Source organism: Streptomyces nanshensis (assembly GCF_001751255.1).
Classification (GTDB): Bacteria; Actinomycetota; Actinomycetes; order Streptomycetales; family Streptomycetaceae; genus Streptomyces; species Streptomyces nanshensis_A.
This window is the reverse complement of the sequence record NZ_LJGW01000684.1, coordinates 1-6611: the sequence shown is the minus strand read 5'-3', so window position 1 is coordinate 6611 and position 6611 is coordinate 1. Positions and strand designations below refer to the sequence as shown.

5 protein-coding genes are annotated in these 6611 nt (G+C 70.4%); 3 read left to right on the top strand and 2 right to left on the bottom strand.

Annotated elements, in window-relative coordinates; translation table 11 throughout:
* Positions 1-68: 68 nt before the first annotated feature.
* Positions 69-1601, bottom strand: a complete 1533-nt coding sequence (locus AN218_RS31710) for an amino acid permease (RefSeq protein ID WP_070020474.1) — start codon at positions 1599-1601, stop codon at positions 69-71.
* Between the two features lie 352 nt (positions 1602-1953).
* Here AN218_RS31710 and AN218_RS38635 point away from each other — a divergent pair, with 352 nt between their 5' ends.
* Both AN218_RS38635 and AN218_RS31700 read left to right on the top strand, forming a co-directional pair.
* The gene (locus AN218_RS38635) at positions 1954-2256 is read left to right on the top strand and encodes an SGM_3592 family protein (RefSeq protein ID WP_244900883.1); all 303 of its coding nucleotides are present in this window, start codon (positions 1954-1956) and stop codon (positions 2254-2256) included.
* A 616-nt stretch (positions 2257-2872) separates the two neighbouring features.
* Positions 2873-3910: a sigma-70 family RNA polymerase sigma factor gene (locus AN218_RS31700; protein ID WP_070020473.1), complete on the top strand. Its 1038-nt coding sequence runs from the start codon at positions 2873-2875 to the stop codon at positions 3908-3910.
* Between the two features lie 86 nt (positions 3911-3996).
* Here the strand turns inward: AN218_RS31700 and xylA are convergent, their stop codons facing one another.
* On the bottom strand, positions 3997-5166 hold the full coding sequence (gene xylA / locus AN218_RS31695) for a xylose isomerase (protein ID WP_070020472.1): 1170 nt from the start codon (positions 5164-5166) through the stop codon (positions 3997-3999).
* A gap of 127 nt (positions 5167-5293) precedes the next feature.
* Between xylA and xylB the strand changes: the two genes are divergently transcribed.
* The coding region (gene xylB / locus AN218_RS31690; RefSeq protein WP_070020471.1) for a xylulokinase at positions 5294-6611 on the top strand (1318 nt) is incomplete at its 3' end.

Genomic DNA, 6611 nt, shown 5'->3' with positions numbered 1-6611 from the left:
CGCTCCCGTCGATACGGTGCGCCGCCGCCCGGCCGGTGTACTCCCGCGCTGTGCGCGTCAGTTCACGGTCAGCCCTCCGCGGACGGCTCGGACGGCGAGGTCGCCTGTGCCGTCGCGGGCACCTCGGCCGTCCCGTCGGCCGCGTCCGCCTGCTCCTGCGCGACGGGACGTCCCGCGCGCCTGCGCTGGAGCGTGATGCCGACCACGAGCACGACGGCCGCCACCGCGACGGACATCACCATCTGCTCGCGGCCCTCGTCGTCGTAGAACATGTAGCCGATGACGAAGAGCATCAGCGCGATCGTCGCGTACGTCAGATACGGGAAGAGCCACATCCGCACCGTGTGCCGCTCCGGCATGTCCCGCTCGATCACCCGCCGCAGCCGCAGTTGCGAGAAGCAGATGACGATCCAGACGAACAGCGCGACCGCGCCCGAGGAGTTGAGCAGGAACTGGAAGACGGTGTCCGGCGAGGTGTAGTTGAAGACGACCGCGACGAACCCGAAGGCCACCGAGCACCAGATCGCCACCGCGGGCACGCCGCGCTTGTTCACCGAGGAGAAGGACGCGGGGGCGTCGCCGCGGCGGCCGAGGGAGAAGGCCATGCGGGAGGCGGTGTAGAGGCCGGAGTTGAGACAGGACAGCACGGCCGTCACCACGATCACGTCCATGATCGCGCCCGCGTGCGGTATGCCGAGCTGGTCGAGGGTCGCGACGTACGGGCCCTTCTCCACGACCGCCTCGGAGTTCCACGGCACCAGCATCACTACGAGGGCGATCGACCCCAGATAGAAGGTGCCGATGCGCCAGATCACGCTGTTCGTCGCGCGGCGCACCATCTTCTCCGGGTGGGCCGACTCCCCCGCGGCGAGCGTGACGATCTCGCTGCCCATGAAGGAGAAGACGACCAGCAGCATGCCGGAGAGGATCGCTCCCGGCCCGTGGGGCAGGAATCCGCCGTGCGCCGTCAGGTTGGACACGCCTCCCGGGGCGTCGGAGCCCGGCAGCACGCCGAAGACGGCGAGACCGGCGACGACGATGAAGATCGTGATGGCCACGACCTTGATCCCCGCGAACCAGAACTCGAACTCCCCGTAGGAGCCCACCGACGCGAGGTTGGTCGCGGTCAGCAGCACCATCACGATCAGCGCCCACGTCCACTGCGGAACGGCGGGGACCCAACTGGTGAGGATCGTCGCGGCGGCCGTGGCCTCCACGGCGAGCACGACCACCCAGAACCACCAGTAGAGCCAGCCGATGGTGAAGCCCGCCCAGCGCCCGAGGGCACGGTCGGCGTAGGTGGAGAAGGAGCCCGAGGAGGGGTCCGCCGCGGCCATCTCGCCGAGCATCCGCATCACCAGGACGACGAGGAGTCCGGCGATGACGTAGGAGACGATGATGCCCGGACCGGCCTTCGCGATGCCGGCGCCGGAACCGACGAAAAGACCGGCTCCGATGATTCCGCCGATCGCGATCATCGACAGATGGCGGTTCTTGAGACCGGCTCTCAGGGAGTCCTGTTCCGCGGGGCCTTTATCAGGCGCATGCCCGGAGCGCTCGTCATCCGCACTCTCAGTTACATTCGGCGGTCGCATGCCCATTGCTAGTTCCTTTGTTTCCCTGGGCAATTCCTCGAAACGAACTCCATTCAAAGGCGCTGCCAAGGAATTCTCTGCGGACTGAGTCAGTGGGACACTGAACCGCCAGGACGGCCCCACGGTCAATGTGATCTGTGCCACTTCTACGGAGTGTGAATACGCGTCTGCTCAGCGACGCTGCGAGTACGGGCGATCACAGCACAAGCCCGCATATTTCAGGCCCACTTCGCCGCTTTCTCAGGTCCGCATTCCGCAGGGGGCTTGCCGGGAGTCGGACACTGGAACACAGGCATGCGTCGAGGCGTTTCATTATCAGATCCCGACGAGATGGACAAAGCGGACGGAGGCATGGCCCATGGGCATCCAGCCGGGGGCCCGGAGCGCAGACGGGGACGACGGAAGGAACCGGGAAAGCGACAGCAAGCGGCAGAACGGGGAGCAGAACGAGACCTCGGACGACGAGTTGACGCTCGACGAGGACTTCATCCGGAGCGCCGAGGTACGGGAGCCCGCGGCACGCACGCGGATGCTCCGGGAACGCTGGCGCGACAGCCCGCCCGAGCCGCAGCCGTGGCGGGCGGACGGCCCGCCCGCGGGCTGGTTCTTCAGCAAGAGCCGGCGCCGGGCACGCAAGCGGCGCCGCGGCGGCGACGGCTGACCGGAGCCCGGGGGTCTGCTCAGCCGGGTCGATCCGGGCAGGGGCGGCGATGTCGCCGGTGACCCCGATGACCCCGTACGCACGGGCGGGTGCGCGGGGTTGATGGCGTGCTGTTCTGGTCTGGCGGAGGGCGCATCGGCAGGGGTGCGTGGGGCGACAAGTCCGCGCGGGCGGGGCACGTGTGTGGTGATAGATGCGCGGCGGTGACAGACGTGGGGCGAGGGGTGAGCGATGACGGACAGGCGGTGACGGGTATGCAGATGACAGATACGTATATCTGTCATCTGTCAGCCACGATCCGTCAGTTGTCATCCGCGACACGTCATCCCCCACCGCCCCACTGACAGCCGACAGCCGACAGCCGACAGCCGAGGGTCGCCCCACCCCCACGCCGCCCCTCGCGCAGCCCCCTCCCCCACAACGGGGCCACACGCGCCGCTTCTTTACCACCCGGACCATTCCGGTCCGGCGCCTTGTGAGCCGAGAATGTCCGTATCAATAGCAGTATGAACCGAGACATCTCCCCGTCCGGCTCCCGGAATTCGCACAACGTTGCGATACTGGCGGGCCCGGACTTCGGCACGCGCTGCGGTGCCGAAAGGCGAAAGGCTGGATCATGACCGACAGCACCCTCGGCGACTCCCGCGGTGTGCCCGCCGCCGGCTCCCGGCTCAGCCGGGACGACCTGCTCGACCGGGCCCAGCCCTACCGCCGCGAACTGCTCGCCCACTGCTACCGCATGATGGGCTCGGTGCACGACGCCGAGGATCTCGTGCAGGACACCTATCTGCGCGCATGGCGTGCCGCTGACCGCTTCGAGGGGCGGTCCTCGCTGCGTACCTGGCTCTACCGGATCGCGACGAACGCCTGCCTCACCGCCATCGAGAGCCGTGGCCGCCGGCCGATGCCCTCCGGGATCGGAGCGCCCGGCGACGATCCGGAACGCCCCGTGGTCGAAGCGCCGGAGGTGCCGTGGCTGGAGCCCGTACCCGACGCGATGTTCCGGGGCGAGCAGCCGACCGACCCGGCCGCGGTCGTCGTCTCGCGTTCGAGCATGCGGCTCGCGCTCGTCGCCGCGCTCCAGCATCTGCCGCCCCGGCAGCGTGCCGTCCTGCTGCTGCGGGAGGTCCTCAAGTGGCGGGCCGCGGAGGTCGCGGAGCTGCTGGACACCACGACGGCGAGCGTCAACAGCGCCTTGCAGCGCGCACGGGCGCAGCTTCAGCAGGCCGAACTCACCGAGGAGGAGCTGTCCGAGCCGACCGACCCGGCGCAGCGTGAACTGCTCGACCGCTATGCGAAGGCGTTCGAGAACTCCGATGTCTCGGCGATCGTGCAGCTCTTCAAGGAGGACGCGGTCTGGGAGATGCCTCCGTTCCCCGAGTGGTTCCGCGGTCGCGAGACCATAGCGCGGCTGATCGGCGCCCAGTGCCCTATAGGTCCCGGCGAGGGTCTGATGATGCCCACCGCCGCCAACGGACAGCCCGCGTTCGCGCTCTACAGCCGCCACGAGGGCGGCGACTACAAGCCGTTCCAGATCCATGTGCTCACGGTCGAGGACGGCGCCGTGGCGCACGTGGCCGCCTTCTTCGGCGAGGAGCTGTTCCGTACGTTCGGGCTGCCGGAGTCCGTGCCCGCGGACACGGCCCGGCGCTGAGACCAACGCCCGGCCGCGCCGCGGCAGTTGAGCAGCCGATAGAGAATAGAGAGGAGCCACGGGAAGCCCCGGCAGATGGGGCGGGGTCAGGCGCCCAGCAGGTGGTCCATCGCGAGCTGGTCGAGCCGTTCGAAGGCCATGCCGCGTGCGGCCGCCGCGTCCACGTCGAACTCCTCGAACGCCGACCGGTCCTCCAGCAGCCGCTGCGGCGTCTCCCCCGGTGCGAGCGTGGGCTGTACGAGCTGGTCGAGCCGTGCGTCGCGCAGCGCCTGCCGTACGGCCGGGTCCGCGCGGAAGGCTGCGGCACGTTCGCGCAGGATCAGATAGTTGCGCATGCAGCCGGCCGCGGAGGCCCACACCCCGTCGTAATCCTCGGTGCGGGGCGGCTTGAAGTCGAAGTGCCGGGGCCCCTCGTAGCCGCCGCTCTCCAGCAGGTCCACCGTCCAGAAGGCCGCCCGCAGATCGCCCGCGCCGAAGCGCAGGTCCTGGTCGTACTTGATGCCGGACTGGCCGTTGAGGTCGAGGTGGATGAGTTTGCCGGCCCACATGGCCTGGGCGATGCCGTGCGGATAGTTCAGCCCCGCCATCTGCTCGTGGCCCACCTCCGGGTTGACGCCGAAGAGTTCGGGCCGCTCCAGCCGGTCGATGAAGGCCAGGGCGTGGCCGACGGTGGGCAGGAGGATGTCGCCGCGGGGCTCGTTGGGCTTGGGCTCGATGGCGAAGCGCAGATCGTAGCCCTGCCCGGTGACGTACTCGGCGAGGAGGTCGAAGGCCTCCTTCATGCGGTCCAGTGCGGCCCGTACGTCCTTGGCCGCACCGGACTCGGCACCCTCACGGCCGCCCCAGGCGACGTACGTACGGGCGCCCAGCTCCGCGGCGAGGTCGATGTTGCGCATCGTCTTGCGCAGCGCGTAGCGGCGTACGTCGCGGTCGTTGGCGGTGAACGCGCCGTCCTTGAAGACGGGATGGGCGAAGAGGTTGGTGGTCGCCATGGGGACGACGAGGCCGGTGGTCTCCAGTGCCTGCCGGAACCGCTTGATGTGGGCCTCGCGTTCGGCCTGTGCGGTGCCGTGCGGGATGAGGTCGTCGTCGTGGAAGGTGATGCCCCAGGCGCCGAGTCCGGCGAGCCGGTGGACGGCCTCGACCGGATCGAGGGGTGCACGGGTCGCCTCCCCGAAGGGGTCGCGGCCCTGCCAGCCCACCGTCCACAGCCCGAAGCTGAACCTGTCCTCCGGCGTCGGCTCGTAGCTCGTCACGCCGCCCCCTCTCCGGTATGGCGCTTCCTTGCGCACACCGCTATTAGTAATGACCGTTGACAAATTAGTATGCGCCCAGAGCCGCGTCGTGGGAAGAGACCGCGGGACGAGGGAGGCTGAGGGGTTCATGTCCGCACCTGAAGGACCGTTCGTCATCGGCGTGGACAGCTCCACGCAGTCCACCAAGGCGCTCGTCGTGGACGCCGCCACCGGAGAGGTCGTCGCCCGCGGCCAGGCGCCGCACACCGTCACCGCCGGTCCGGGGCACGAGAGCGACCCCGAGGAGTGGTGGCGGGCCCTCGGGAAGGCGCTGGAGCAGTGCGGCCGCCCGGCGCAGGAGGCCGCGGCCGTCTCCGTCGGCGGTCAGCAGCACGGGCTGGTCACGCTCGGCGCGGACGGCCGCCCCGTACGCCCCGCGCTGCTGTGGAACGACGTGCGGTCCGCGGCCCAAAGCGAGCGTCTCATCGGGCAGTTGGGCGGTCCCGGCGTGTGGGCGGAGCGGTTCGGCAGCGTGCCCGCTCCCGCCTTCACCGTCACCAAGTGGGCCTGGCTGTGCGAGAACGAGCCGCAGTCCGCCGCCGCCACGGCGTCCGTACGGCTGCCGCACGACTATCTGACGGAGCGTCTGACGGGGCAGGGCACCACCGACCGGGGCGACGCCTCCGGCACCGGGTGGTGGGCGGGCGCGAGCGGCGCGTACGACGAGGAGGTTCTCGAACTCATCGGTCTGGAGCCGCACTTGCTGCCCCGTGTGCTCGCACCGGGCGAGGCGGCGGGCACCGTACGGGCGGGGCTGCCGCTGCCCGCGGCTGCGCTGGTCGCCGCCGGAACGGGTGACAACATGGCGGCGGCCCTCGGGCTGGGTCTGCGTCCCGGGCAGCCCGTGCTCAGCCTGGGCACCTCGGGCACGGTGTACGCGGTCTCCGCCGGACGTCCCGCCGATGCGACCGGCACCGTCGCGGGCTTCGCCGACGCCCGCGGCGACTGGCTGCCGCTGGCCTGCACCCTCAACTGCACGCTCGCCGTGGACCGCGTGGCCGCGCTGCTCTCGCTGGACCGGGAGGCGGTCGAGGGCGGCGGCGAGGCGGTGCTGCTGCCCTTCCTCGACGGCGAGCGCACGCCCAACCTCCCCTACGCCTCGGGCCTGTTGAGCGGTCTGCGGCACGAGACGACCGCGGGGCAGGTGCTTCAGGCCGCGTACGACGGCGCGGTCTTCGCGCTGCTGCGGGCCCTGGGCCAGGTGCTCGACGGGCAGGGCCCGGAGGGCCGCCCCGAGGAGGTGGACGACGACGCCCCGCTGCTGCTGATCGGCGGCGGCGCGAAGGGCACGGCGTGGCGCGAGACCGTACGGCGCCTGTCGGGCCGGCCCGTACAGGTGCCGCGCGCCGAGGAGTTGGTGGCGCTCGGAGCCGCCGCGCAGGCGGCCGCGCTGCTGCTGGAGGAGG